The sequence below is a fragment of the Micrococcus luteus genome, assembly GCF_014138885.1.
In the GTDB taxonomy this organism is placed as follows: domain Bacteria; phylum Actinomycetota; class Actinomycetes; order Actinomycetales; family Micrococcaceae; genus Micrococcus; species Micrococcus luteus.
In genome coordinates this window covers 1309756-1334306 of sequence record NZ_JACJIK010000001.1, presented here as the reverse complement: position 1 = coordinate 1334306, position 24551 = coordinate 1309756, and the positions used below count along the sequence as shown (strand labels likewise).

Genomic DNA, 24551 nt, shown 5'->3' with positions numbered 1-24551 from the left:
GTGGCCAAGCTCTACTTCCGCTACGGGGCCATGAACTCCGGCAAGTCCACGGGCCTGCTGCAGGCCGCCTTCAACTACGAGGAGCGCGGCCAGCGGGTGCTGCTGGCCAAGCCGGAGGTGGACGTGAAGGGGGAGGGCGACGTCGTCTCCCGCCTCGGCGTGACCCGCGCCGTGGACTTCCTCGTCCCGGCGGGAGCGGACGTGCGGGAGCTGTTCCGCCGGCACGCCACCGGTGACGACCCGGACGCCCTCGTGGGGCACGTGGAGGCCCCGCCCGTGGCGTGCCTGCTCGTGGACGAGGCGCAGTTCCTCGAGCCGGCGCAGGTGGACGACCTGCTGCGTATCGCCGTGCTCGACGGCGTCCCCGTGATCGCCTACGGGCTGCGCACCGACTTCCGCACCCGCTCCTTCCCGGGCTCCGCGCGGCTGCTGGAGCTGGCGCACTCCCTCGAGGAGCTGAAGACCATCTGCCGGTGCGGCCGGAAGGCGGTGTTCAACACGCGCAAGGTCGTGGACCCGGCCACGGGCGCCGAGCACTTCGTGTTCGAGGGGGACCAGGTGGCGATCGACGGCGTCCAGGTGACCTACGAGTCCCTGTGCGGCACGTGCTACCTGGCGGAGTCCGGCGGTGCCCTGGGCTGAGGCGGCCATTGCCAGGCAACTGCCAGGCTGCATGACGGCTGCGCCCATGCTCGGTTCGTACGGTGGAACCACTTCATCGAGGTGCGAGTGATGAAGGTGCGAGTGATGACAGGCGAAGGGCCCCGGTGATCCCGGGGCCCTTCGTCTGTCCTGACCCGGCCCGCATCGGCCGGCCGGGTCAGAGCGAGACGAGCAGGAGCGTGCCGCCGAAGACGAGCCCCGACGCGAGCAGCACGACCGTGGTGTACCCCAGGATGTCGCGCATCTTCAGGCCGGCGATCGCCAGAAGGGGGATCGCCCAGAACGGCTGGATCATGTTGGTCCACTGGTCGCCGTAGGAGACGGCCATGATGGTGATGGCCGGGTCCACGCCGAGCGCGTCGCCGGCCTGGAGCATGATCGGGCCCTGCACGGCGAACTGTCCGCCGCCGGAGGGGACGAAGAAGTTCACGAGGCCCGCGGCCAGGAACGCCAGCAGGCCGAACGTCACCGGGTTCGAGATCGCCACGAAGGCGTCCGAGAGCACCGCCACCAGGCCGGTGGACGTCATCATGCCGAGGATGCCCGCGTAGAGGGGGAACTGCAGCAGGATCTCGCCCACGTTGGACGCGGCCGACTGGGTGAGGCCGATCAGCTCGTGCGGACTGCGCACCAGCAGCAGGATCAGCGCGAGGAAGGACCAGTTGACGATGTCCAGGGTGAGGGTGCCGCCGCCGACGAAGTGCATCACCAGATAGGCCACGAGCATGGCGCCGACGAGGAGCGTGGGGGCACGGGAGGCGTCGAGGCGGTCCGCCGGCGTCTCGATCTCCGATGGGGGCGCGGCGTCCCGGTCCCGCGCGTCGATCTCCAGCTCCACGATCCGGTCCCCGGCGCGCGGGGCGACGAGGAACAGGGCCAGGGCCACGACGAGCATGGTCACCACGGCGGCGGTGATGTTCCACCAGGAGAAGGTGGTCTCCGAGACCGGGACCGTCCGGCCGCCCAGGCTCTCCGTGAGGAACGAACCGGGGGTGGCGGCCGTCAGCGGGCCGGAGCCCGAGTACCCCATGTGCCACACCACGAACCCGGAGAACCCGGCGGCCACCAGCATCGGGAAGTGCAGGACCAGCCCGCGCTCACGGGCCTGCGCCGCGACCTCCTTGGCCAGCAGCGCACCGACCACCAGGCCCAGGCCCCACGTGATGAGGGAGGCCGCCGCCGCCACCACGAACACGAAGATGTAGGCGGCCAGGGGCGTGCGGGGAATGCTGGCGAGCCTGGCGAGCAGACGGCGCACCGGGCCGGTGTTCGCCAGGATGTGTCCGAGCATGAGCACGAGCGCCATCTGCGTGATGAACGCCAGCAGTCCGGACAGACCGTCACCCCAGCCCACGACGACGTCGGCCGGCCCGGCCGGAGTGAGCAGCAGGCACAGGGCTGCCACCGCGAACGTGAGCACGATGGTGAACACGAGCGAGGACGGGATGAACCGCTCCATCGTCGTGTTCAGCGGGCGCATGGCGCGGCTGAAGAACGTGCCCTCGCGGGCGGTACGGCCCGAGGGTCCGGGTGTGGGCGGACGTGTGGACGTGGCGGACATGAGGCTCCTGTTCAGGGTGAGAGGCCACGGCGAGAGTGATGTGGATCACTCTAGGCGCTCGATCGTCGTGGGCGGGACGTGGGCCGCGTCCCTGGCCGGGAGCTCGCTGACGAGAGTGCCGGCGCGGTCGATCCCCCAGCGGTCGACGACGTCGTGGCCCGGCTCGGCCGGGTCACCCGGAATCTGTACGCGATCGTGGACGAGCTCACCGACAAGGGATGCACCGTGCGGGTCTCGACCGAGTGAGATCACGGTGCCCAGGCCCGGCACTTCCCCCGTAGCCGGACTCATGCTCGGCATCCAGGCCGCATTCGCTGAGTTCGCGCGTCGAAGGATCAAGGAGCGCCAGGCCGAAGGGATCGCCCTGGGGCGTGTTGTTTCCTTCCAAGCGCTGCTGTCGATGGCCCTCGCGTCTCCGCTCTGGTGGAGTACGGCTCTAGAGAGAGGGCCACGCGCTCTCGGCGCATGGCATGACAGGGTCTCAAAGCCAGGGCTCCCCGGGCATGCATGAACAGGCCCGACTCCGGTACTCTTCTTGCATGACTCTTCTGACGGTGGGGGAGGCCGCCGAGCGCCTCAAGGTCTCCGACCGCTATGTGCGGCGTCTCGTCGAGCGCGGTGATGTGCCGGCCCGCCGCCTCGGAGAATCCTGGTTCATCGATGAGCGCGCCCTGGCCCGTCGTGCCCGCAGGGCGCCGGGTATCGGCCGCACCTGGGCTCCGCGGACCGCCTGGGCCGCCGTCGACCTCCTTGCCGGAGGAAACGGACGGGCCTTCCTCGACCAGCCGCGGATCTCCCGTCTGCGCTCCCGGCTGCGAACGCTCACCGCTGCCGAGATGCACCGACTGGCTGAGAACAGGGCCCGGCCCCACCGGTTCCACGCCTCGCCTCGAGCCCGAGCCAAGCTCGCCGACGTTCTCGTGCCCTCGGGGGTGTCCGCCCTGGATCAGTCGGATCTCGCCCGCCGCTTCGGGCTCGCCGCTGTCGAAGGGAACCAGCGGGAGGAGGGCTATCTGCTCGGCGACCTGGAGGCTCTCCAGTCGCGGCTCCGCCTCGACGCCTCGGCGGCGGGGGAAGTGGTGATCCGCCACATACCTGCACCCGTGGATCCCTCCGCCCTGCTTCGCACTGAAACAGTCGTGGCGCTGGACCTCATGGACTCCGACGACGTCCGTGAGCGGGCCGCCGGGCGAGAGGCCCTCGATCGACTGTTGCATCGTGTCTGAGCCGCGTCACCTGAGCGTGGAGGACCTCCTCGGATGTGAGGCGGGCCTCGGCGCTGGAGATGGCCTAGGGCGTGTCTGAGAATGGCTCCAGGGACCCGCTGAGATCCGGGGAGCCATGTCCCGGTTCCAGGTCGTCTCCGACGCCAAATCGGAGCTGATCGCCCCGCTGCTCCAGACCGCACGGGCCAGCAGGGCCGACCCTTCTCGGATGCCCGCACGATGGTCGAAGCGATCATCTGCCAGTGCAGGTGCGGGACTCCGTGGCGGGATCTGCCCGAGGTCAACGGGCCCTGAGAGGCCGCGTGGATCTGACATCGACGCAGGGTGCGGGCACTGGTCTGTCCGGGGGCTGACTCGAGAACTTTTGTTCGTACCCTGTCTGTCATGGCCACCCCTCTCCTGGAGCTCGCCGCGAGTCGAGGCGTCTGCTTCCCGCTGCGAGCCCGCCGGCTGACCCTCACCCCGTTCCGGGGTCTCGATGCACCCGCCGTGTGGAGCTTCTGCCGTCGTGAGCAGGTGTGGTCGTGGACCTCCGGCCGCCCGGAGAGTGAGAACGCGCTGCGCGAGTCCTACCTCGGGGCGGGGGACCGTCTCACCGTGCGGGCCGGAGACGTCATCGTCGGTGTCGGGAAGGTCGCGGTGCAGGACGCGTGGAGTCAGGGCGGCCCGCGGGAGGAAGCCCGGGACGCCCAGGCCGAGCTCGGCTGGACGATCGATCCGCGCCAGGCCGGGCAGGGCTATGGCACCGAGCTTGCGCGAGCCCTGCTGGGCTTCGCGTTCGACGATCTGGGTGTGCGGCGCGTGGAGGCTCATGCCTTCGCGGACAACGCTCCGAGCCTGCGCATCATGGAGAAGGTGGGGATGCGTCACGAGGGCACGTTCAAGGAGGAGTCTCTGCATCTCACGCGCGGCTGGGTGGATGGCGCCACCTACGCGATGCTCGCCTCGGAGTTCCATCCGCCCCTTACGCAGGAGTGATCCCGCCGGCCACGACCGCATGATCTGCCGCTCCGCCTCCGAGGGCCGTGTGCCAGCATGGGGCTGTGAGCCGGGTGGGGAATGAGCGTGAGTGGCGGTGGCGCATCGGTGTGGCATCTGCCCTGGTGGGTTCGGCTGGTGTGTTCGCGGGGCTGCGGCAGGATCTGGGACTGGGGTGGGGTCTGACGCTGGTGGCCGTCACGGCCCTCGGGGCGATGCTCGCCTTGCGAGGGGTGCATCACCGGGTCGAGGCGGAGCAGGCTCGCCGCAACGTGTTCGACGCCGGAGCCGGCTCCACCGCGTGGGTGATGCTGCTGATGGGGGCCGCGGTCATTCCGGGGCTGGTGCTGAACGTGATCGACGACGCCGGCGTCCGGGCGGTCGGGGCCGGTCCGCTCGGCGCGGTGCTCGCTGCCGCCGCCCACGGCATCCTCGCGGCGACGACGCTCGAGGAGCAGCCCCGGCCCGAGCCGGTCCCTCTGGACCGGCGCAGGCGCTGACGTCGGGGTCATGGCCCCCCGCTCCTGAACACTGTTCAATTAACACTGTTAGAGTCCCTCGGGTCAGACCCACCCGGGGCCGAGCCCCGCCCACCGGAGAGGCCCGCATGACCGCCACCCAGGACGCCCCCGCCGTCGACCCCCGCCCCGCCGCCGCCCTCGACCCCGAGGCCCTCGTGGACCGCATCGAGGCGGGCCACGTGCTTACCGCTGAGGAGGCCGTCGCTGTGCTGGACGCCCCGGACGCGGACACGTTCCGCATCGTCGCGGCGGCCTCGCGCCTGCGCGAGAAGCACTTCGGCCGCACCGTCAAGGTCAACTACCTGGTCAGCCTCAAGACCGGCCTCTGCCCGGAGAACTGCACCTACTGCTCCCAGCGTCTCGGCACCGAGGCCGAGATCCTGCGGTACACGTGGCTCAAGCCGGAGGAGGCCGTCCGCCAGGCGGGCCTGGGCATCGCCGGCGGCGCCTCGCGCGTGTGCATGGTCGCCTCCGGCACCGGCCCCACGGATCGCGACGTCGACCGCGTGGCCGGCATGGTCGGCGACCTCAAGGCCCAGCACCCGGACGTCGAGGTGTGCGCGTGCCTCGGCTTCCTCAAGGACGGCCAGGCCGAGAAGCTCAAGGACGCCGGCGTCGACGCCTACAACCACAACCTCAACACGGCCGAGTCCCACTACGAGTCCATCTGCACCTCCCACACCTACGAGCAGCGCGTGGACACCGTGCAGCGCGCCGGCGCCGCCGGCCTGTCCTCCTGCAGCGGCCTGATCGCGGGCATGGGGGAGACGCACGAGCAGCTCGTCGAGGCCGTCCTCGCGCTCCGCGACCTGGACTCCGACTCCATCCCCGTCAACTTCCTCATGCCCTTCGACGGCACCCCGCTGCAGGGCCACCAGCAGCTCACCCCGCTCGAGTGCCTCCGGATCCTCGCCATGGTCCGCCTGGCCTGCCCGGACAAGGAGCTGCGCATCGCCGGCGGCCGCGAGATGCACCTGCGTTCCCTGCAGCCGGTCGGCCTGCAGGTGGCCAACTCGATCTTCCTCGGCGACTACCTCACCTCCGAGGGCCAGGACGCCGAGGCGGACCTGCAGATGATCGCCGACGCCGGCTTCACCGTGCTCGGCGCCGAGGAGCGTGCGCAGCAGGCCGCGGCCGACGACGGCGCCTCGGCCGGCGGCTGCTGCGGCGGCACGGACGACGCCGGCCCGTGCGGCTCCGGTGCGGCCGTCACTGCGGAGGCCGGGGCCGCAGAGGACGTCCGCCCCGACACGGGCACCGAGGGCACCGTGAAGCCCGAGCTGCGCCGCCGGGGCGCGGGCACGGCCGAGCCCGCCAACGCCTGAACGCACCGTGACCGCCCCCGCTGAAGCCGGCCTCCTCGACCGCGACGCCGCCCACCTCTGGCACCCCTACGGGGCCGCCGGCGCCCGCCAGCTCTACGCCGTGCGCGGTGCCCGGGGCGTCCACCTCGACCTCGAGGGGCCGGGCGGGGAGCGTCACCGCGCCATCGACGCGATGGCGTCCTGGTGGTCCGTGGTGCACGGGCACGGGCACCCCGCGCTCGTCGAGGCCCTGACCCGGCAGGCCGCGGCCTTCCCGCACGTCATGTTCGGCGGGCTCACGCACGCGCCCGCCGTCGACCTGGCGGAACGGCTCGTCGCGCACACCCCCGCCGCGCTCGAGCACGTGTTCCTCGCCGACTCCGGCTCGGTCTCGGTGGAGGTTGCGCTCAAGCTCGCCCTCCAGTACCAGGCGACGCGCGGCCGGCCCAGCCGCCGCCGATTCCTCACGGTCCGCGGCGGCTACCACGGGGACACCGCCGCGCCCATGGGCGTGTGCGATCCCGTGGACGGCATGCACGCGGCCTTCACCTCGCTCGTGGCTCGGCATCTGTTCCTGCCCCGCCCGCCGGCGGCACGCTGGGTGCCCGAGGGCGTCGCCGCGGCACCCATGGCACCCGACGCCGCTCCGGCCGGCCACTGGGAGGCCAACGACGCCGCCCTCGCCGCGTGGGAGGACGAGGCCCGCGCCTTCACCGCCGCGCATGCGGACGAGATCGCCGGCGTGATCCTCGAACCCGTGCTCCAGGGGGCGGGGGGCATGCGCGTCTACGACCCGCGCTGCCTCACCGTGCTGCGCGAGCTGTGCGACGAGCACGGGCTCCTGCTCATCGCCGACGAGATCGCCACCGGCTTCGGCCGCACCGGCCGCTGGCTCGCGTGCGAAGGGGCCGGCGTCGCCCCGGACGTGCTGTGCCTCGGCAAGGCGCTCACCGGCGGCACCATGACGGGCGCGGCCATGCTGTGCACCGCCGAGGTCGCCGAGACGGTCTCCCGGCGGGAACGGGGCATGCCCGGGGCTCTCCTGCACGGGCCCACGTTCATGGGCAACCCGCTGATGTGCGCGGTCGCCTCCGCGTCCCTCGACCTGCTCACCGACCCGCGCGACGGCTGGGCCGCCCAGGTGCCCCGCGTCGAGGCCGGGCTGCGCGCCGGGCTGGCGGCGGCCGCCGACCTGCCCGCCGTCACCGACGTGCGGGTCCTGGGTGCGGTAGGCGTCGTGGAGCTGGACCGGACCGTGGACGTCGAGCCCGTCACTCGGGCCGCCGTCGCCCGCGGTGCATGGGTGCGCCCCTTCCGGCGGCTGGTGTACGTGATGCCGCCCTACGTGAGCACCGACGACGACGTCGCCACGATCTGCGCGGCCGTCACCGGGGCCGTCGAGGAGGTCTGCGCATGAACACCGCCGAGGCCGGCGCGGCCACGAGCACGCCCGCCGACCCCTGGTCCTCGTGGCTGGGCTCTCGGGCCGCCGTCCGCGCGCGCCGCGGCCTGGAGCGCCGCGCCGACCCGCCGGAGCCGGGCGCGCCGTCGTCGAGCGTCGTGGACCTGGCCGCCAACGACTACCTGGGCCTGGCCGTCCACCCGGACGTGCGGGCCGCCGCCGCGCGCATCGCCACCGAGGGGCCGGTCGGGGCGCGGGCCTCCCGCGTCGTCACGGGGACGCATCCCGCGCACGCCGACCTCGAGTCCGCCGCCGCCGCGCTGGCCGACGCGGATGCCGCCCTCGCCTTCTCCTCCGGCTACACCGCGAACCTCGGTGTCCTCGGCGCCCTGGCCGGGCCGGGCACCGCCTTCCTCCTGGACGAGCACGCCCACGCGAGCCTGCGCGACGGCGCCGCCCTCGCCGTCACCGCCCGCTCAGGGGCGTTCGCCCCCCTGGCGGGCGCGTCGGTCACCACGGTGGAGCACAACAGGGTGCCCGCCTTCCGGGCCGCCCTCGACCGGCTGCGCACCGAAGGGCGGGCGCGACGGATCGTGCTGGTGGTCGAGTCCCTGTACTCCGTGCTGGGGGACGAGGCCGACCTGCCCGCCCTGGCCGCCCTGGCCGCCGAACACGGCGCCCTGCTCGTGGTGGACGAGGCCCACTCGCTCGGCGTGGTCCCCGGCGGCAGCCGCACGGGCGCCCTGGGACTGTGGGCGGGGCAGGCGCCCGTCGTGGTCACCGCCACCTGCTCGAAGGCCCTCGGCGGCCAGGGCGGTCTGGCCCTGTTCGGCGGGCCCGACGCGCGGTCCTGGCGCGACCACGTGCTCAACACCGCCCGCACCTTCGTCTTCGACACGGCCCTGGCCCCCGTGCTCGCCGCCTCCGCGGCGGCCGCCTGCCGGATCGCCGCCACGGGGGAGCCCGCGGCACGGCTCGCGCGGGCCCGGGAGACGGCCGTGGACGTCTTCACCCGCCGGCCCGAGCTGGCCGGGCACGTGGAGGTCGGGGCGGGCGCCGTCCACTCGATCCGCATGCCCGGACCGGAGCAGGCCGTCGCCGCGGCCGCGGAGCTGCGCGCGCACGGCGTCCTCGTGGGATGCTTCCGCCCGCCCAGCGTGCCCGACGGCATCGCCCGCCTCCGCGTGAGCGTGACCACCGCCGTCCCCGAGCCCCGGCTGCGGGCGGCGCTGGAGGCGGTGGCGAGCGTGGCCGCCCGGGCGTGGGGCGCGTCCACGGGCTGCCCGTTCGCCCACGGCGACCCACGGCCGGAGGCCGTGCGCGGCGACCACCTGCGGATCTCCGATCCCGCCGACCTGCGGCGCGTGCTCACCGACCCCGGGACGTTCGCCTCGGACAACGCCCTCACGGCGGTCGTCCCGCTGAGCGGCCCGGCCCGCCGCATCCTGGCCGCCGCCCGCTTCCGGCTGCCGCCCGTGCTCGCCTCCGCCGGCGGGGAGGAGCACCGGGCGGTGCGTCGCGTCGTGGCACCGTTCTTCTCCCCGGCGAAGGTGCGCGAAGCCCGCGGCCGGATCCTCGCGACCACCCGGATGGCCCTCACGGCCGCCCTCGCGGACACCGGCCGCGCAGGCGGGGCCGTGGACCTGGCGACCACCGTGGCGGCAGCGGTCCCGGCGCGCGTGATGTCCGCCCTGACCGGCGTGCCCAACCCGCCCGAGGCGCAGCTGCACCGCTGGAGCGCCGACTCCCTCGAACTGTTCTGGGGCTGGCCGGACGAGGACCGCCAGCTGCGGCTCGCCCGCTCCGCCGCCGACTTCCACCGGTGGCTGCGCGGGGCCGTCGTCGAGGCGCGCGGGGACGACGCACAGCCCGGCAACCTGTTCGCGGCGCTGCACGAGGCCGGCGTCGACGACGAGCGGATCGTCTCCCTCGGCTACTTCCTGGTGATCGCCGGGCAGGAGACCACCCGGCTGCTCATCTCCACCGCGCTCACCCGCGCCCTGGCCGACCCCGCCCGCTGGGCCGCGCTCGGCGCCGGGGCGGACGGGGGCGCCGGAGCCGATGCGGCGGAGGCGGCCGCGGCCGAGCTCGTGGCCGAGTGCCTCCGGACGAGCTCCTCGGTGCCCACCTGGCGGCGCCTCGCCACGGCGGACGTCCGCGTCGGCGAGCACGAGGTCCGCGCCGGCGACGAGCTCCTGCTGCACCTCAGCGGCGAACAGCACGACGACGCCCGGCTCGCCTTCGGCTTCGGCCTGCATCGCTGCCTCGGGGCCGGGCTCGCGGAGCTCGAGACCGCCCTCGTGGTCCGCGAGGTCGCCCGCCTGCTGCCGGACGCCCGGCTCACCGGGCCGCCGGCGACGTGGCTGCGCCTGCTCTCCTTCCAGGCGCCGCAGCACGTGCTCGTGACGCCCGGACCGTGGCACGGCGGCGAGGACATCCGAATCGAGCAGAGTGGAGTGGACACATGCGCATCGAGGTCGTGACCGGCACGGACACGGACGTCGGCAAGACGTGGGGCACCGCCGCGCTCGCGGCCCGTGCCCTGGTGGCCGGGCTCCGCGTGCACGTGGACAAGCCGGTGCAGACGGGCGTCGCACCGGGGGAGGCCGGCGACGTCGAGACCGTCCGGGACCTGGTGGCCGCGGCCGCCGCATCCGGCGCGCTCGACGCCGCCGCTCCGGCCCGCCTGACCGTGTCCGAGGGGGCGCGGGTCGGCCCCGCGATGGCCCCCGTGGACGCGGTCGCCCACGCGGGGGAGGGGACGCCCCCTCTGCCGCCTCTGGGTGAGCAGCTGGGCCGGTGGCGTGGCCTCGCCGCGGGCGTCGACCACCTGCTCATCGAGGGCGCCGGCGGGATCACCGTGGCGTGGACCGAGGCCGACGAGGGGCCTGTGGACGCCGTGCGCGCGCTGCGGGCGGCCGGGCTCGACGCGGGGTTGACGGTCGTGGCGCGCCCCGGGCTGGGCACGCAGAACCACGCGCGCCTCACGGTGGAGCACGCCGCCGCCCGTGGCGTGGCGCCGGAGCGGATCCTCGTCAGCGGCGTGGCCGCGGACCCAGACCCCGTCGAGCGGGCCAACCTCGTGTTCCTGGCCCGCCTGGCCGGCGCCCACGGGGCGGTGCTGGAGACGGTGCCGCGGGGCACCCCGCCGCGCGTCATGTCGGCGCGCTGACCGCCGTCGTCGGGAGCGTGCTCAGCGAACGGCGCGGATCCGCCGCACCACGCACACCACGATCACCGCGAGACCGGTGAGGGCGCTGACGGCCGCGAGGGCGAGGCCGCCCACGAGGCCGACGTCCATCGCGGTGCTCTTGCCGAGCAGGTCCATGAGCACCGGGGTCGTGGCGCCGGAGTCCGGGTGGTCGCCGCCGTCGGGGAAGATGATCGCGGCCAGCGCGAAGGACCCCCAGGAGATGCCCAGCAGCGTGTGCAGCAGGCGCCCCAGCCGGATGCCGCCCCGCTGCTCATCCTGCGGGTCCACGCGGGGCAGGAGGAACAGGCTCCCCACCATGAGCACGAGGACGAGTTCGTGGGGCAGGGCGCCGAAGACCATGTAGATGACCGTCATCCAGCCGTTCGCGCCGAAGTTGGAGCGCAGGGCGAGCGCGATCAGGGGCAGGGCGAGGAGGGCCAGCGCCCACGGCAGCACGGCCCAGGGGCGCCACGTGCCCACGCTCGGGCCCTTGCGGGTGGGGGTCGGGGAGGCGAACTCCGAGTGCTGGGTGCCGGGCGCTGCGGTGCTCATGGCGCCAGCGTAGCCAGAGGGTGGCATCCGTCACGCTGGTAGGATTCGGGGGTACGGCCTCCGCGTGCACCGCAAGGGGGCGTTTTCCATGTACGGGCCGGTCCGGGGCGACCCGCGGCCCTGAGGAGAGATGCAGATGCCAGCGATCGCGATCGTCGGAGCCCAGTGGGGCGACGAGGGCAAGGGCAAGGCCACCGACCTGCTGGGCGGGCGAGTGGACTACGTCGTCAAGCCGAACGGCGGCAACAACGCCGGGCACACCGTCGTCGTCAACGGGGAGAAGTTCGAGCTCAAGCTGCTGCCCGCCGGCATCCTCTCGCCCAACGCGGTGCCGGTGATCGGCAACGGCGTGGTGGTGAACCTGGAGGCGCTGTTCGAGGAGATCGACGGGCTCGAGTCCCGCGGCCACCCGTGCGAGCACCTGAAGATCTCCGCCAACGCCCACCTCGTGGCGCCGTACCACCAGACCATGGACAAGGTGACCGAGCGGTTCCTGGGCAAGCGCGCGATCGGCACCACCGGCCGCGGCATCGGCCCCACCTACATGGACAAGGTGGCCCGCCTGGGCATCCGCGTGCAGGACATCTTCGACGAGTCGATCCTGCGCCAGAAGATCGAGGGCGCCCTGCGGCAGAAGAACGAGCTGCTGGTGAAGCTCTACAACCGCCGCGCCGTGACCGTGGACGAGATCGCCGAGTACTTCCTGGGCTACGCGGACCGCCTGCGCCCCATGGTCGTGGACTCCGTGAACCTGCTCAACGACGCCCTGGACGAGGGCAAGGTGGTGCTCATGGAGGGCGGCCAGGCCACCTACCTGGACGTGGACCACGGCACCTACCCGTTCGTGACCTCGTCCAACCCGACCGCCGGCGGCGCGGCCGTGGGCGCGGGCATCGGCCCCACCCGCTTCTCCCGCACCATCGGCATCGTGAAGGCCTACACCACGCGCGTCGGCGCCGGTCCGTTCCCCACGGAGCTCTTCGACGAGATGGGCGAGCAGCTGCGCACCACCGGCGGCGAGTTCGGCGTGAACACCGGCCGCCCGCGGCGCACCGGCTGGTACGACGCCGTCATGGCCCACTACGCCGCGCGGATCAACGGCTTCACGGACTACTTCCTCACCAAGCTGGACGTGCTCACCGGCATCGAGAAGATCCCGGTGTGCGTGGCCTACGAGGTGGACGGCGTGCGCCACGACCGCATGCCCATGACCCAGACCGAGTTCCATCACGCGAAGCCGGTGTACGAGCACTTCGACGGGTGGACCGAGGACATCTCCGGTGCCCGCGCGTTCACCGACCTGCCGCTGAACGCCCAGCGCTACGTGGAGGCCCTCGAGAAGCTCTCCGGGTGCCGGATCTCCGCGATCGGCGTGGGCCCGGGCCGCGACCAGGTGGTCCAGGTCCGCGACCTCATCGAGGACTGACCCGGCCCGCCGCCCCGGCCCGGCCCGCCCTGGCCTGCACTTTCGAACGTGAAAGAGGGCGAATGGGCGCTTTCGAACGTGAGATAGGCCCTATCTCACGTTCGAAAGCGCCCGGGGGTCCGCCGGTCAGTCGGCCAGGCGGCCCGTCGTCGGGAAGCGGTCCCACACGCGGTGCGCGGGCAGGAGCTGCTTCAGCGCCGCCACGGCGGCCGCGCCGTCCGCCGCGGACTCGACGCCCTTGCCGGACACCTGGGCGGCAGCGAGGACGGCCTCCGCCGGCTCGAGGGCGAGGATCGCCTTCGAGTGGCGCCACATCTCCTGCAGCACCTTGACGACGCGCGGGTCCACCGCCTCGGAGTCGGCGGCGCCGGCCTTCTGGTCCAGGCTGGGGGCGGCGTCTGCGGCGGGGGCCGCCGGCGAGGCCACGACCACGGCATCCAGCTCGATGGACGCGGCGGTCAGGTAGGTCCGCTGGGCCACGATCTCCCCGGCCACGGGGCCGCCCTTCGGCGCGATGACCAGCGGGACCATGCCCGCACCGTGGATGCCCTGCACGAGGGCGTCCAGCTCCTTCTCGTCCACGGACTCGCCCACCACGACGCCGACCTGACGGCCGTCGAGCGGCCACGCGCCGCCGATCTGGGACAGCACGGGGGAGGGCTGCACCTCGGCCGGGGTCTCGGTCGGCGCGGGAACGGGGATGCCCAGGCCGTCCGCGACCTGCTGGGCCAGTCGCGTGTCGATCGCGGCGAGGTGGGCCAGCTGGCGCTCGCGGATGGTCTGCTCGTAGCACTTGCCCAGCTCGAACGTGTACGCCTGCGCCACGTGCTCGCGCTCCACCTCGGAGAGGGAGAGGAAGAACAGGCGCGCCTGCGAGAAGTGGTCGTCGAAGGAGGCGGCGTGCGCGCGCTCCTTCACCGACGCCGGCAGCGGCTCCGGGTGCTCGATGAACGCGTGGTCGTCCGCGGGGGTCTCGTACGGCAGGCCGCCGTCGAGCGAGTTGGGCCGGTACGGCGCCACGCCGCGATGCACGGCGCTCTGGTGGAAGCCGTCACGCAGCATGTCGTTGACCGGGGCGTGCGGGCGGTTGATGGGCAGCTGGTTCCAGTTCGGCCCGCCGAGGCGGGTGAGCTGGGTGTCCAGGTAGGAGAACAGGCGGCCCTGCAGGAGCGGGTCGTTGGTGACGTCGATGCCGGGCACGAGGTTGGCCGGGTTGAAGGCCACCTGCTCCGTCTCGGCGAAGTAGTTGGACGGGTTGGCGTTCAGCGTCATGCGGCCGAGGGGCTGCACGGGGGCGAGCTCCTCCGGGACCAGCTTCGTGGGGTCGAGCAGGTCGATGCCCTCGAACATCTGCTCCTCGTTGTCCTCGAACACCTGCACGCCGAGCTCCCACTCGGGGAAGGCGCCGGCCTCGATCGCGTCGGCGAGGTCACGCCGGTGGAAGTCCGGGTCCATGCCGTTGGTGAGCAGCGCCTCCTCCCAGGTCACGGAGTGCACGCCGAGCATCGGCTTCCAGTGGAACTTGACCAGCACGGTGGAGCCGTCCGCCGCGATCAGGCGGTAGGTGTGGACGCCGAAGCCCTCCATCATGCGGTAGGAGCGCGGGATGCCGCGGTCGGACATGTTCCACAGGGTGTGGTGCTGGGCCTCGGTGTGCAGGGACACGAAGTCCCAGAACGTGTCGTGCGCGGACTGCGCCTGCGGGATCTCGCGGTCCGGGTGCGGCTTCACCGAGTGCACCACGTCCGGGAACTTGATGGCGTCCTGCACGAAGAACACGGGGATGTTGTTGCCCACCAGGTCCCACGTGCCCTCGTCCGTGTAGAACTTGGTGGCGAAGCCGCGGGTGTCGCGGGCCAGGTCCATGGAGCCGCGGGAGCCGGCCACGGTGGAGAAGCGGACGAACACTTCCGTCTCCTTGTCCTTGGCGAAGAGCCCGGCCCGGCTGATCTTCGCGGCGGTGCCATAGCCACGGAACACGCCGTGGGCGCCGGCGCCGCGGGCGTGGACCACGCGCTCGGGGATGCGCTCGTGGTCGAAGTGGCTGAGCTTCTCCCGCAGGTGGTGGTCCTGCAGCAGGGTGGGGCCGCGGCGGCCGGCCTTGAGCGAGTGGTCCGAGTCCTGCAGGCGCACGCCGTGCGCGGTGGTCAGGTATGGGCAGCCCTGCGCGGCGGTCGCGGGGTCGGCGCCGGTGTCCTGGCCGGTGGGGGAGACCTGGGCCGGACCACGCTGGTCCGGGGCCGGCACGGCCACGGGCTGGTCCGGGTGGGTGAGGGCGGTGTGCTCCTCGAGGTCGGGGGTGATCGGCCCCGGCGTGCCGGGGATGTCGGGCTGCTGGGTGGTCATCGCGTCTGCTCCTGTGGTGTCGACGTGCCGCGCGGTGCCGCGCGGATCCGGGGCGGAGGACGACGGCGGCCGATGCGGGCCGACGTCGTGTCCGGTCTTTAGCGTGGCGGCTGACCTCGGTGCTGACCAGGGCTGACGGCCACCGGCAGGGGCCTGGCTACCCTGGGGGCATGAGGATCAGCGTCGGACAGTTCGGGCCCGTGGGCGACGTCGAGGAGAACCTGGCCGTGATGGCCCGCCTCGCCGCCCGCGCCGCGGGCGAGGGGGCGGACCTCCTGGTGCTGCCCGAGGAGGCCATGCTCGGGGCCCGCGAGGTGGGGGAGGAGTTCCCCGACGCCGTCGCCGCGGCCTGGGAGCCGTTCGCCGCGGGCCTGGCCGCGCTGGCGCGGGAGCACGGGATCGCCGTCGTCGCGGGCGGCTACGAGCCGGGACCGGACCGGCGTCCCTACAACACGCTGCTGGCGGTGGGCGCGGACGGCGCCCGGCTGGGCGCGTACCGCAAACTCCACCTCTACGACGCGTTCGCGCACCGCGAGTCGGACCGGATCACCCCCGGCGACGGCGGCGTCGCCGCGATCGAGCTCGGCGGGCTCCGCCTGGGCCTGCTCACCTGCTACGACCTGCGCTTCCCCGAGCTGTCCCGGCGTCTCGCGGTGGAGGGCGCGGACGTGCTCGTGATCCCCGCGGCGTGGTTCTCCGGCGAGCACAAGGTGGAGCACTGGCGCACCCTGCTCAAGGCCCGCGCGGTGGAGAACACCGTGTGGGTGGCCGCGGCGGACACGTGCTCGGACGGCACCGTGGGCCACTCGATGATCGTGGACCCGCTGGCGCTGCCCGTCGCCGAGCTCGCCGACGAGCGGGAGGCCGTGGCGACCGCGGAGGTCACCCGCGAGCGGATCGACGAGGTCCGGGAGTTCCTCCCCTCGCTCGCCAACCGCCGCACCGACGTCCTCTGAGCCGTCCCCGCCCGGCGGACGGGTCACCATTACCCCCTCGGGCTGGGAAAAGCCTAAAATCACGTCAGACGTGCAACCAGACGGGCGCCCCGGCGCTCGGAACGCGCCCCGCCCGGGGCGGGACGGGAGATCAGAGATGACCATCAACGCCGACGGCAGCCACGCCGTCCAGCCCCACGCCGCGAACGCCCACACCGCCCCGGCCCGCCCCGTGCGCCACGCCGTGGTGGAGGAGGAGGTGCTCGAGCCGCTGGGCCCGGTGGAGGGCTGGGGCTTCACCAACCGCGTCATCCTCGTCTCGGTGCTCGTCGTGATCATCGGCAACGTCGTGCGCGTGCTCACCGGCGACCTGGGTGATCCGAACGGCTCCGTGGCGCTGGGCAAGACCGGCCACGGCTGGGTCGTGCTGGTGCAGTCGTTCATGTTCGGCCTGGTGGGCGGCGCCCTGGCGGGCGCGGCCGGCTACCTGGTCGTGCTGCTGATGGGCGGGGCTGCCCGCTCCGTCGTGCGCTACGTGGTCGGTGGCGTGGTCGGCGGCTTCCTCGGTGCCGTGGGCCTGTTCGCGGTGTTCTCCAACACCGTCCTCTACGGGGCGGGCCTGCACCTGTTCTGGATGCTGCCGGTGGCGGGCCTGCTCGGCGGCCTCTGGGCGGGCGTCGTCTCCTCCCGCCGCTGATCCCCGCAACCGGCGCCTCGGGCGCCGGCCGCAGAGAAAGGCCCCGGTTCCGGCTCTCGCCGGGCCCGGGGCCTTCTCCGTCATCACTCGCACCTTCGATGAGGTGGCTTCAGCCTACGAACTCGCCTTGGGCTTTCCAGGGGAGTCGGCTGGGCGTTCCCTGGGAGTGTCGGCCGCCCCGAGCAGGTGCGCGAGCTCGCCGGTGGCGGCGACGAGGGCCGCCCCGCACCGGTCCGCCAGCTCGTCCGTGCAGCGGTAGGCCGGCACGAGCGTGCTGAGCGCACCGACCACCGTGCCCGCCACGCTGATGGGGGCGGACAGCGAGGTGACGTCCTTCTCCACGGAACGGGTGCGCAGCGTGTAGTCCCCCGCGGCCACGCTGCCGCGCAGGGCGTCGCCCACGGCCGTGCCCGCCAGGGGGACGGTGCGTCCGACCCAGTTCGTGTGGCGGACGGAGTGCGTGCCCTCCACGATCGCCAGGTAGACGGCGGAGTCCGGAGGGGTCGTCACCGAGAGGTAGACGGATTCGCCCGTGGCGGCCACGACGTGGTCCATCGGCCCGCGGGCCAGCTGCACGAGCGAGTCTCGGGAGAAGGCCCGCGCCCCGAGCTGGATGAGGCGCACGCCGGGGCGGTAGGCGCCGTCGTCGTCGCGGGCCACGAAGCCGGATCCCTCGAGGCTGCGCAGCAGGCGCAGCGCCGTGGACGCCGGCAGCTCCGTGGCGCGGGCGGCCTCGGTCAGGCTCAGCCGGGGCTGCTCGGTGACGGCGGCGAGCAGGTCCAGGGCCCGGTCCACGGTGCGCGTCGAGGCGGTGGGGGTGGTGGTCATGAGAGGGAGCGTAACGGGTGCGGGACACACGGATCGGGCTTGCGCGTGAGCCGAGTCACTGTTTCAATGTTCGGAAAGTGCATGCCGAGCCGTGAAATCACAGGGGCCACTCGTCCCGGCGGCGCACGCACCCCGTCGAGAGGAACTGCCATGGCCGTGGGCTTCACCCAGCACGACCCGTCCCGCACCATCCGCGCCCCGCGCGGCACCGAGCTGTCCGCCAAGTCCTGGCAGACCGAGGCCCCGCTGCGGATGCTCATGAACAACCTGGACCCCGAGGTCGCCGAGCGGCCCGAGGACCTCGTCGTCTACGGCGGCACCGGCCGCGCGGCCCGCTCCTGGGAGGCCTACGACGCCATCGTCGCCACCCTCAAGGACCTCGAGGAGGACGAGACCCTCCTGGTGCAGTCCGGCAAGCCGGTGGGCGTGTTCCGCACCAACAAGTGGGCCCCGCGCGTGCTGATCGCCAACTCCAACCTCGTGGGCGACTGGGCCACGTGGCCGGAGTTCCGCAAGCTCGAGGCCGAGGGCCTGATGATGTACGGCCAGATGACCGCCGGCTCGTGGATCTACATCGCCACCCAGGGCATCCTGCAGGGCACCTACGAGACCTTCGCCGCGATCGGCCGCAAGCGCTACGACGGCTCCCTCCAGGGCACCCTCACCCTCACCGGCGGCTGCGGCGGCATGGGCGGCGCCCAGCCCCTGGCCGTCACCCTCAACGGCGGCGTCTGCCTGATCGTGGACGTCTCGGAGGACCGCCTGCGCCGTCGCATGGGCAAGCGCTACCTGGACGAGGTGGAGACGGACATCGACAAGGCCGTCGAGCGCGTCATGCAGGCCAAGCGCGACGGCGAGGCCGTCTCCGTGGGCCTCGTGGGCAACGCCGCCGAGGTGTTCCCCGAGCTGCTCGAGCGCCAGAAGGCCGGCACCGTCGAGATCGACATCGTCACCGACCAGACCTCCGCGCACGACCCGCTGTCCTACCTGCCGATCGAGATCGACGAGAAGGACTGGCACGCCGAGGCCGAGGCCGACCCGGACACCTTCACCAAGAAGGCCCAGGAGTCCATGGCCCGCCAGGTCGAGGCCATGGTCGGCTTCCAGGACATCGGCGCCGAGGTGTTCGACTACGGCAACTCCATCCGCGACGAGGCCCGCAAGGCCGGCTACTCCCGCGCGTTCGAGTTCCCGGGCTTCGTCCCGGCCTACATCCGCCCGCTGTTCTGCGAGGGCCTCGGCCCGTTCCGCTGGGCCGCGCTCTCCGGCGACCCGGAGGACATCCGCGTGACCGACGAGGCCCTGAAGGAGCTGTTCCCCGAGAACGAGCACCTGCACCGCTGGCTCGACGGCGCCGCCGAGTTCGTGGAGTTCGAGGGCCTGCCGGCCCGCATCTGCTGGCTGGGCTACGGCGAGCGCCACAAGGCCGGCCTGCTCTTCAACCAGCTCGTGGCCGAGGGCAAGGTCAAGGCGCCGATCGTGATCGGCCGCGACCACCTCGACTCGGGCTCCGTGGCCTCCCCGTACCGCGAGACCGAGTCCATGCTGGACGGCTCCGACGCGATCGCCGACTGGCCGCTGCTGAACGCGCTGACCGCCACCTCCTCGGGTGCCACCTGGGTGTCGATCCACCACGGCGGCGGCGTCGGCATCGGCCGGTCCATCCACGCCGGCCAGGTGGGCGTGGCCGACGGCACCGAGCTGGCCGCGGCCAAGCTCGAGGCGCTGCTCACCAACGACCCGGGCATGGGCGTCATCCGCCACGTCGACGCCGGCTACTCCCGCGCCGCCGAGGTGGCGAAGGAGCGCGGCGTCCGTGTGCCCATGGAGGCCACGATCCGGGACTGACCCCGGTCACGTCGTCGGACGGCGACGGTGCCGCCGCGCCGTCGCCGTCCGACGACTTCACCGCCGCGAGCCGGACGGGCGGCCGCCCGTCCGGCTCGCGATCGAAAGGACACCACGATGGACTCGTCCCGCCCCGCAGACCACGAGCTGCACACCGACACCACCGCGATGGCCGCGATCGAGGCCGACGCGCCCCGCCCGCCGGCGCGCTGGCGCATGATCGTCTACTCGGCGATCGGCATCGTCATGTTCTTCGTGCCCGTCACGATCAACGGGGCGAGCTCCATCCCGCTGGACCACCTGGTGACCTGGGTGCGCGGGCTGCTCGGCCCGGCCGACCGCTGGGTGGGCCTGGCCATCATCGCCGCCGGCGCCGTGTACCCGTTCGCCTCGGGCCGCTGGCGGACCAGCACCACCCGGACGGTCTTCGCCCTCCTCGCCGTGCTCGGCCTGGTCGCCTCGGCGATGGTCGTGTTCGGCGTGGGCCCGAGCTGGATCCTGGACAAGAGCATCGGCCCGTTCCTGATGGACAAGCTCGTGGTGCCCGTGGGCCTGATCGTGCCCATCGGCGGCGTCTTCCTGGCCCTCGTGATCGGCTACGGCCTCATGGAGTTCGTGGGCGTCTACCTGCGCCCGGCCATGCGGCCGATCTGGCGCGTGCCCGGCCGCGCCGCCGTCGACGCCGTGGCCTCCTTCGTGGGCTCCTACGCCCTGGGCCTGCTGCTCACCAACCGCATGTACACCGGCGGCCGTTATACGGCCCGCGAGGCGGCGATCATCGCCGCCGGCTTCTCCACGGTGTCCGCGACCTTCATGGTGATCGTCGCCAAGACGCTGGGCCTGATGGACATCTGGCTCTGGTACTTCTTCGGCACCCTCGTGGTGACGTTCGCGGTCACGGCCATCACCGTGCGCATCCCGCCGCTGAGCCGCATCCCGGACGAGGTGTACCCCGGCGCGGTGCACTCGCCCGAGCTGGCCGTCACCCGGGACCGCTTCCGGGTGGCCCGTCGCGCCGCCGAGCAGACCCTCGCCGAGGCCCCGTCCCTGCCGAAGAACATCTGGGTCAACTTCCGGGACGGCCTCGTGATGGTGCTCCAGATCCTGCCCTCCATCATGTCCGTGGGCCTGATCGCCCTGGTCCTGGCCACCTACACGCCCGTGTTCGAGTGGATCGGCGTGATCTTCTACCCGCTGTTCTGGGCGCTGGGCTACTCCGATCCCGGCCTGCTGGCCTCGGCCTCCGCCACCTCGATCGCCGAGATGTTCATCCCGGCCACGATGGCGGCCGGTCACGAGGACCTCGTCGCCCGGTTCGTGATCGGCGTCGTCTGCGTCTCCGCGATCATCTTCTTCTCCGCGGTGGTGCCTGCCATCCTGGCCACGGACATCCCCATCCCGCTGTGGAAGCTCGTGGTGATCTGGGCCGAGCGTGTGGCCCTCACCATCCTGCTCGCCACGCCGGTCGCCCATCTGGTCGCGGCGCTCACCTGAGGCCCCGCCCCGCCGTCCCGTCCCGTCCGTCCCGCAGAGAGAGGCCCCCATGCGCTCCACGCTCATCACCGACATCGCCGAGCTGACCACCGTCGACCCCGAAGGGCGGGTGCTCCAGGACGCGGCCGTCGTCGTCGAGGACGAGCGCATCGCCTGGATCGGTGCCGCCGCGGACGCCCCGGACGCGGACGACCGGGTGTCCGTGGGGGGCCGTGCCGTGCTGCCCGGCTGGGTGGACTCCCACACGCATCTCGTGTTCGACGGGGACCGCTCCGCCGAGTTCGAGGCCCGCATGGCCGGGGAGTCCTACGCGGCCGGCGGCATCGGCGTGACCACCTCCGCCACCCGCGCCGCCTCGGACGACCGCCTGGCCGAGCTGGTCCGCGGCCGGGTGGCCGACGCGGTGGCCGGAGGCACCACCTACCTCGAGACCAAGACCGGCTACGGGCTCACCGTGGCGGAGGAGGCCCGCCACGCGCGCCTGCTGGCCGGGCTGCGCGAGGAGGGCCTCGTCGACGAGGTGACCTTCCTCGGCGCCCACCTCGTGCCCCCGGGCCGGGACGCGGAGGACTACCTCGACGACGTCGTCGGGCCGATGCTCGAGGCCGTGCGGGAGCACGCGAGCTGGGTGGACGTGTTCTGCGACACCGGCGCCTTCGACGCCGAGCAGACCCGCCGCGTGCTCGCCGCGGGTGTGGCGGCGGGGCTGGGCGTGCGCCTGCACGGCAACCAGATCGAGCAGGGCCCGGGGGTGGGCGTGGCCGTGGAGTTCGGCGCCGCCTCCGTGGACCACGTCAACCACCTCTCCGACGCGGACGTCGAGGCCCTGGCCGGCACCTGGACCGGCTGGGACCGCGCCTCGGCCACCGGCACGCCCGGCACCGTGGCCGGCTGCCTGCCCGCGTGCGACCTGTCCACCCGCGCCCCGCTGGCGCCCGCGCGTCGCCTGCTCGACGCCGGCATCGAGGTCTCCCTGGCCTCGAACTGCAACCCGGGCACCAGCTACACCACGTCCATGAACTTCAACGTGGGCACCGCCGTGCTGCAGATGCACCTGACCCTCGCCGAGGCCGTGCGCGCCGCCACCCTCGGCGGGGCCCTCGGCCTGCGGGCGCAGGACCGCGTCGGGAGCCTCGAGGTCGGCAAGCGCGCCGACCTGCACGTGCTCGACGCCCCCGCCGCCATCCACCTGGCCTACCGCCCCGGCATGCCGCTGACCCATGCGGTCTGGCGCGCCGGTCGCCGGGCCGTCTGATCGACCGACAGCAAGGAGAACGCATCACCATGACCACCCCTCCCGCCACCGTCACGCTCGGCACGTCCGGGGCCACCCTGGACGACGTCGTCGCCGTGGCCCGCCACGACGCCCGCGTGGTGCTCGCCGACGACGTGCTCGAGACCGTCGGCGCGGTGCGCCGCCACGTCGAGGCGCTGGCCGAGGCCGAGACCCCCACCTACGGCGTCTCCACCGGCTTCGGCGCGCTCGCGGACAAGCACATCCCGCTCGAGTCCCGCGCGCAGCTGCAGAAGTCCCTGATCCGCTCCCACGCCGCCGGCATGGGCCCCGTGGTGGAGCGCGAGGTCGTCCGCGCGCTGATGTTCCTGCGCGCCACCACGCTGGCCTCCGGCCGCACGGGCGTGCGCCCCGTGGTGGTCGAGACCTTCGTGGCCATGCTCAACGCGGGCATCACCCCCGCCGTGCGCGAGTTCGGCTCGCTGGGCTGCTCCGGCGACCTCGCTCCGCTCTCCCACGTGGCCCTGGCGCTGATGGGCGAGGGCGACGTCGTCGGGGAGGACGGCGCGCTGCGTCCGGCCGGCGAGGCGCTCGCCGAGGCCGGGATCGAGCCGGTCGAGCTGCGGGAGAAGGAGGGCCTGGCCCTCGTCAACGGCACCGAGGGCATGCTCGGCATGCTGATCATGGCCCTGGCGGACCTCGACGAGCTCGCCGACACCGTGGACCTCACCGCCGCCATGTCCGTGGAGGCACTGCTCGGCACCGACCGCGTGTTCGTGCGGGAGCTGCATTTCCCGCTGCGCCCCCACCCGGGCCAGGCGGCCTCCGCGGAGCGGATGCTGAAGATCCTGGCGGGCTCGCCGATCGTGGCCAGCCACAAGGAGGGCGACTCCCGCGTGCAGGACGCCTACTCGCTGCGCTGCGCCCCGCAGGTGGCCGGCGGCCTGCGCGACACCCTCGCGTACGTGCGCACCGTGGCCGAGCGCGAGCTCGCCGCGACCGTGGACAACCCGGTGGTGCTCGACGACGGCCGGGTGAGCTCGAACGGCAACTTCCACGGGGCGCCCGTGGCGTACGTGCTGGACTTCCTGGCCATCCCGGTGGCCGACGTCGCCAGCATGTCCGAGCGCCGCACCGACCGCATGCTGGACCCGGCCCGCTCACACGGGCTGCCCGCGTTCCTCGTGGACGACCCGGGCGTGGACTCCGGCATGATGATCGCCCAGTACACGCAGGCCGGGCTCGTCTCGGACATGAAGCGCCTGGCCGTGCCCGCGTCCGTGGACTCCATCCCGTCCTCCGCGATGCAGGAGGACCACGTCTCCATGGGCTGGCACGCCGCCCGCAAGCTGCGCTCGGCCGTGGAGAACTTCCGCCGCGTGCTCGCCGTCGAGCTCGTGGCCGCCGCCCGCGCGATCGAGCTGCGCGCCCCACTGCAGCCCTCCGCCGCGACCGGTGCCGCCGTCCGCGTGATCCGCGAGGCCGGCGTCCCCGGCCCCGGCCCGGACCAGTACATGGCCCCGCAGCTGGCCGCCGCCGAGCAGGCCCTGCGCGACGGGTCCGTGCTGGCCGCCGTGGCGGAGGCGCTCGCGGGCGTGTCCGCCGACGCCGAGCCGCAGGACCTGGCCGAGGAGTCCGAGGGCGCCGAGGCCGAGGGGCACTGACGCCACAGCGTGGTCCGACGCCACAGAGTGGTCACGACATGCCCCGTGCGCCTGCGCGAGACGGCGTGTCGTGACCACTCTGTGTGTGGAGGGGCGGCCTGCGGGTCGGGTCGGTTGGCCCCGGCTCAGGCCGCCAGGTCCACGTCCTTCGTCTCCTTCATGACCAGGCCGGTCAGGCCGGTGAGGCCGCCGACCACCATGAGGTAGATCGGGAACGCGCTGGTCCACCCCTGCGCCGTCAGCCACGTGATCAGGTACGGCGCCGTGCCGCCGAAGATCGCGGTGGCCAGTGAGAGCATGGTGGCCACGCCCTTGGCGCGCACCGCCGTGGGCAGCGCCTCGGACCAGACGGCGCCGTTGACGCCGAACAGCAGCGCCACCGCCAGCAGGGCGATGGTCTGCACGAGCAGGAACGAGGCGAAGGTGCCGTCCAGCATGCCGAACAGCGGGAACGGCAGCACCACGAAGAGCAGGCCGAAGGCGATGACCAGCGGACGGCGGCCGATCCGGTCGCCCAGCAGGCCCGCCCCGAGGATGGCGGCCAGGAAGATCACCTGGGCCACGAGCGAGGCCGAGAGGGTGGTGGACTTGTCCATCTGATGGGCCACCTGCGCGTGCGTGGGCAGGTAGATCAGCCACGTGTAGAACATCAGGGAGCCGCCCGCGGAGACCAGGAAGA

21 protein-coding genes and 1 pseudogene are annotated in these 24551 nt (G+C 73.1%); 17 read left to right on the top strand and 5 right to left on the bottom strand.

What is annotated here, in order from left to right:
- Positions 1 to 642, top strand: coding sequence for a thymidine kinase (locus HDA34_RS06075; protein ID WP_010079593.1), 642 nt, complete (start codon positions 1 to 3; stop codon positions 640 to 642).
- Positions 643 to 820: 178 nt separating this feature from the next.
- Here the strand turns inward: HDA34_RS06075 and HDA34_RS06070 are convergent, their stop codons facing one another.
- Positions 821 to 2143 (bottom strand): short-chain fatty acid transporter, encoded by a 1323-nt coding sequence (locus tag HDA34_RS06070; RefSeq protein ID WP_166795202.1) that lies wholly within the window; start codon positions 2141 to 2143, stop codon positions 821 to 823.
- A gap of 159 nt (positions 2144 to 2302) precedes the next feature.
- Here HDA34_RS06070 and HDA34_RS11860 point away from each other — a divergent pair, with 159 nt between their 5' ends.
- From HDA34_RS11860 to bioD, 9 genes and pseudogenes are all read left to right on the top strand, one after another.
- A complete protein-coding gene (locus tag HDA34_RS11860) occupies positions 2303 to 2470 on the top strand; it encodes a recombinase family protein (RefSeq protein WP_186315055.1) in 168 nt (55 codons plus the stop codon).
- A gap of 293 nt (positions 2471 to 2763) precedes the next feature.
- On the top strand, positions 2764 to 3450 hold the full coding sequence (locus HDA34_RS06060) for a helix-turn-helix domain-containing protein (RefSeq protein ID WP_036317302.1): 687 nt from the start codon (positions 2764 to 2766) through the stop codon (positions 3448 to 3450).
- 115 nt (positions 3451 to 3565) lie between these two features.
- Positions 3566 to 3741 (top strand): annotated as a pseudogene (locus HDA34_RS06055) (transposase); the annotation flags it as partial.
- 93 nt (positions 3742 to 3834) lie between these two features.
- Entirely contained in the window at positions 3835 to 4428 is a 594-nt protein-coding gene (locus HDA34_RS06050; protein WP_205810640.1) for a GNAT family N-acetyltransferase, read from the top strand.
- Positions 4429 to 4553: 125 nt separating this feature from the next.
- Positions 4554 to 4928, top strand: coding sequence for a hypothetical protein (locus tag HDA34_RS06045; protein WP_233437065.1), 375 nt, complete (start codon positions 4554 to 4556; stop codon positions 4926 to 4928).
- A gap of 107 nt (positions 4929 to 5035) precedes the next feature.
- On the top strand, positions 5036 to 6274 hold the full coding sequence (bioB, locus tag HDA34_RS06040) for a biotin synthase BioB (RefSeq protein ID WP_095353586.1): 1239 nt from the start codon (positions 5036 to 5038) through the stop codon (positions 6272 to 6274).
- 7 nt (positions 6275 to 6281) lie between these two features.
- Positions 6282 to 7670, top strand: a complete 1389-nt coding sequence (bioA, locus tag HDA34_RS06035; protein WP_134377014.1) for an adenosylmethionine--8-amino-7-oxononanoate transaminase — start codon at positions 6282 to 6284, stop codon at positions 7668 to 7670.
- Complete coding sequence (locus HDA34_RS11980) at positions 7667 to 10138, top strand: aminotransferase class I/II-fold pyridoxal phosphate-dependent enzyme (RefSeq protein ID WP_231862047.1); 2472 nt, start codon at positions 7667 to 7669, stop codon at positions 10136 to 10138. Before bioA ends, HDA34_RS11980 begins: the two co-directional genes overlap by 4 nt.
- Entirely contained in the window at positions 10120 to 10827 is a 708-nt protein-coding gene (gene bioD, locus HDA34_RS06025) for an ATP-dependent dethiobiotin synthetase BioD (RefSeq protein ID WP_098093797.1), read from the top strand. Before HDA34_RS11980 ends, bioD begins: the two co-directional genes overlap by 19 nt.
- Before the next feature lie 21 nt (positions 10828 to 10848).
- Here bioD and HDA34_RS06020 read toward each other — a convergent pair whose 3' ends face one another.
- On the bottom strand, positions 10849 to 11400 hold the full coding sequence (locus tag HDA34_RS06020; protein ID WP_036315775.1) for a hypothetical protein: 552 nt from the start codon (positions 11398 to 11400) through the stop codon (positions 10849 to 10851).
- Between the two features lie 136 nt (positions 11401 to 11536).
- Here HDA34_RS06020 and HDA34_RS06015 point away from each other — a divergent pair, with 136 nt between their 5' ends.
- The gene (locus tag HDA34_RS06015; RefSeq protein ID WP_060973532.1) at positions 11537 to 12826 is read left to right on the top strand and encodes an adenylosuccinate synthase; all 1290 of its coding nucleotides are present in this window, start codon (positions 11537 to 11539) and stop codon (positions 12824 to 12826) included.
- 126 nt (positions 12827 to 12952) lie between these two features.
- Here HDA34_RS06015 and HDA34_RS06010 read toward each other — a convergent pair whose 3' ends face one another.
- Entirely contained in the window at positions 12953 to 15172 is a 2220-nt protein-coding gene (locus HDA34_RS06010; protein ID WP_134377013.1) for a catalase, read from the bottom strand.
- 170 nt (positions 15173 to 15342) lie between these two features.
- Between HDA34_RS06010 and HDA34_RS06005 the strand changes: the two genes are divergently transcribed.
- Positions 15343 to 16128 carry a carbon-nitrogen hydrolase family protein gene (locus tag HDA34_RS06005; RefSeq protein ID WP_078025417.1) on the top strand — a complete coding sequence of 262 codons (786 nt, stop codon included), beginning with the start codon at positions 15343 to 15345 and terminating at the stop codon, positions 16126 to 16128.
- 136 nt (positions 16129 to 16264) lie between these two features.
- Positions 16265 to 16804: a hypothetical protein gene (locus HDA34_RS06000; RefSeq protein WP_134377012.1), complete on the top strand. Its 540-nt coding sequence runs from the start codon at positions 16265 to 16267 to the stop codon at positions 16802 to 16804.
- Positions 16805 to 16918: 114 nt separating this feature from the next.
- On the opposite strand, the gene HDA34_RS05995 is transcribed toward HDA34_RS06000, so the two are convergent.
- The gene (locus tag HDA34_RS05995) at positions 16919 to 17632 is read right to left on the bottom strand and encodes an IclR family transcriptional regulator (RefSeq protein ID WP_041104426.1); all 714 of its coding nucleotides are present in this window, start codon (positions 17630 to 17632) and stop codon (positions 16919 to 16921) included.
- Between the two features lie 150 nt (positions 17633 to 17782).
- Between HDA34_RS05995 and hutU the strand changes: the two genes are divergently transcribed.
- From hutU to hutH, 4 genes are all read left to right on the top strand, one after another.
- Complete coding sequence (gene hutU / locus HDA34_RS05990) at positions 17783 to 19480, top strand: urocanate hydratase (protein WP_134377011.1); 1698 nt, start codon at positions 17783 to 17785, stop codon at positions 19478 to 19480.
- 117 nt (positions 19481 to 19597) lie between these two features.
- Complete coding sequence (locus tag HDA34_RS05985; protein WP_134377010.1) at positions 19598 to 20974, top strand: YjiH family protein; 1377 nt, start codon at positions 19598 to 19600, stop codon at positions 20972 to 20974.
- 49 nt (positions 20975 to 21023) lie between these two features.
- The gene (gene hutI, locus HDA34_RS05980) at positions 21024 to 22229 is read left to right on the top strand and encodes an imidazolonepropionase (protein ID WP_134377009.1); all 1206 of its coding nucleotides are present in this window, start codon (positions 21024 to 21026) and stop codon (positions 22227 to 22229) included.
- Positions 22230 to 22258: 29 nt separating this feature from the next.
- Complete coding sequence (gene hutH, locus HDA34_RS05975) at positions 22259 to 23872, top strand: histidine ammonia-lyase (RefSeq protein WP_049147895.1); 1614 nt, start codon at positions 22259 to 22261, stop codon at positions 23870 to 23872.
- A gap of 125 nt (positions 23873 to 23997) precedes the next feature.
- On the opposite strand, the gene HDA34_RS11975 is transcribed toward hutH, so the two are convergent.
- Positions 23998 to 24546: an MFS transporter gene (locus HDA34_RS11975; RefSeq protein ID WP_310735469.1), complete on the bottom strand. Its 549-nt coding sequence runs from the start codon at positions 24544 to 24546 to the stop codon at positions 23998 to 24000.
- Between the last annotated feature and the right edge of the window lie 5 nt (positions 24547 to 24551).

Coding starts and splice junctions, on each gene's coding strand:
- HDA34_RS06070 (WP_166795202.1), bottom strand. CDS start 2,143: ATGCGCCCGCTGAACACGACGATGGAGCGGTTCATCCCGTCCTCGCTC.
- HDA34_RS06060 (WP_036317302.1), top strand. CDS start 2,764: ATGACTCTTCTGACGGTGGGGGAGGCCGCCGAGCGCCTCAAGGTCTCC.
- HDA34_RS06050 (WP_205810640.1), top strand. CDS start 3,835: ATGGCCACCCCTCTCCTGGAGCTCGCCGCGAGTCGAGGCGTCTGCTTC.
- bioB (WP_095353586.1), top strand. CDS start 5,036: ATGACCGCCACCCAGGACGCCCCCGCCGTCGACCCCCGCCCCGCCGCC.
- HDA34_RS11980 (WP_231862047.1), top strand. CDS start 7,667: ATGAACACCGCCGAGGCCGGCGCGGCCACGAGCACGCCCGCCGACCCC.
- bioD (WP_098093797.1), top strand. CDS start 10,120: ATGCGCATCGAGGTCGTGACCGGCACGGACACGGACGTCGGCAAGACG.
- HDA34_RS06020 (WP_036315775.1), bottom strand. CDS start 11,400: ATGAGCACCGCAGCGCCCGGCACCCAGCACTCGGAGTTCGCCTCCCCG.
- HDA34_RS06015 (WP_060973532.1), top strand. CDS start 11,537: ATGCCAGCGATCGCGATCGTCGGAGCCCAGTGGGGCGACGAGGGCAAG.
- HDA34_RS06010 (WP_134377013.1), bottom strand. CDS start 15,172: ATGACCACCCAGCAGCCCGACATCCCCGGCACGCCGGGGCCGATCACC.
- HDA34_RS06005 (WP_078025417.1), top strand. CDS start 15,343: ATGAGGATCAGCGTCGGACAGTTCGGGCCCGTGGGCGACGTCGAGGAG.
- HDA34_RS06000 (WP_134377012.1), top strand. CDS start 16,265: ATGACCATCAACGCCGACGGCAGCCACGCCGTCCAGCCCCACGCCGCG.
- HDA34_RS05995 (WP_041104426.1), bottom strand. CDS start 17,632: ATGACCACCACCCCCACCGCCTCGACGCGCACCGTGGACCGGGCCCTG.
- hutU (WP_134377011.1), top strand. CDS start 17,783: ATGGCCGTGGGCTTCACCCAGCACGACCCGTCCCGCACCATCCGCGCC.
- HDA34_RS05985 (WP_134377010.1), top strand. CDS start 19,598: ATGGACTCGTCCCGCCCCGCAGACCACGAGCTGCACACCGACACCACC.
- hutI (WP_134377009.1), top strand. CDS start 21,024: ATGCGCTCCACGCTCATCACCGACATCGCCGAGCTGACCACCGTCGAC.
- hutH (WP_049147895.1), top strand. CDS start 22,259: ATGACCACCCCTCCCGCCACCGTCACGCTCGGCACGTCCGGGGCCACC.